The 1,277-nt window shown below is 51.9% G+C and carries 2 protein-coding genes; one reads left to right on the forward strand and one right to left on the reverse strand.

The genetic code is table 11. From position 1 onward, the window contains the following. Positions 1–386 precede the first annotated feature (386 nt). Positions 387–608, forward strand: a complete 222-nt coding sequence (locus V6D20_02660; protein HEY9814695.1) for a hypothetical protein — start codon at positions 387–389, stop codon at positions 606–608. A gap of 274 nt (positions 609–882) precedes the next feature. Here the strand turns inward: V6D20_02660 and V6D20_02665 are convergent. After that, on the reverse strand, positions 883–1,277 hold a 395-nt coding region (locus V6D20_02665; GenBank protein ID HEY9814696.1), incomplete at its 5' end, for a hypothetical protein.

Here is a 1,277-nt window from a genome sequence, read left to right on the forward strand (position 1 = left end):
AGCACAACAAGATGGTGATGCGTCTCAACAATCGCAGTCATCAGCCCCAGCAACGCCTCAACAAGGTCCCCAGCAAGGAGGACAAATTCCACAGCAGCACCATGTTCCTGTACCTTACGGAGTCCCCCCACCTGGAGCATACTACGGGGGAATGCCCATGCACCGTGGACCTGGTGGCCCACATCCAGGCTATCACCCTCAATTTGTCGGCGGTCCCCAACAGATGCAGGTAGGACCAGGAGGGCCGTATCGTCACATGTATCCGATGCAAGGTGGCATGCCCCCGAATGTGCAAGTAAGAGGACCGGGTGGCCCATACTATGGTGGTCCTGGTGGCCCTGTCCCGTACCCTCCTGGTGCGTATGGTGGCCATGGCATGATGGAAGATGATCAAGCTTTCCGTGGTGGCGGTCGCGGCGCCGGAAGGGGCCGTGGTGGGCGCCGTGGAGGTCGAGGCCGCGGCGGTGGAAGAGGACGCGGCTACAACAATAATTACCATCACGGTGGGCGTGGTCAGCAAGGACCGAATCCAAATGAAGGGGAATGGGGCGGTGGAGACCCTAATGTTCCCGGCCCAGGCCCTCATTCGCAACAGCCAAATAATGTGAGTCAAGCGCCTCCGCCGCCAGCAGATCCTACGGCAGCTGGAGGGGGAGCGCCTCCTCAACAACCTCCTCAGAACAACGTATCATCAGAAAAGCAATGAGCATAGAATAGTAGAGTACAATCCAAAGCATAATTAATTAAAGCTAGACTATAAATGCAGCATTTCAATACGCTGGTAGAATCCATTCCATTCCGTTTTTATGTTAGTCACTAGTCTACTCGTACTAGAGACTATAATATTATTATTCCAGTGGTGCATTCTAGTGTAGGAGTAGTCTACTTGGACTGCTGTTGCTGATTAAATTGAATGCTGTACGATCCAGTATTGGGATCTTGCACCGTTTGGAAATTATCCAGACTCAGACCGAAATTTCCAAGCAGCGAGTTTCCCAAATCCTTCAATTTCCCCATTGTTTCTTCCTTGAGTTTCTCCAATCGTTCGTCCTCCATCTTTTGCAATCTGGCTACATTCTTTCGCACCGTTGTATTTTTAGGATCCAGTTCGAGGGCTTTCTTGGCGTCAGCGAGTGCCTTGTCGGTGCAGTCCGTTTTTTCAAAGGCCAGGGACCGGCGCACATATGCCTTGGAATAGTTTGGATTCAGCAAAATGGCAACATCGCAATCGTTAATGGCATCATCGAATGAGTTGAGGTGCAACCGACAGGCTGCTC

The organism is Candidatus Obscuribacterales bacterium, assembly GCA_036703605.1.
Lineage (GTDB): Bacteria > Cyanobacteriota > Cyanobacteriia > RECH01 > RECH01 > RECH01.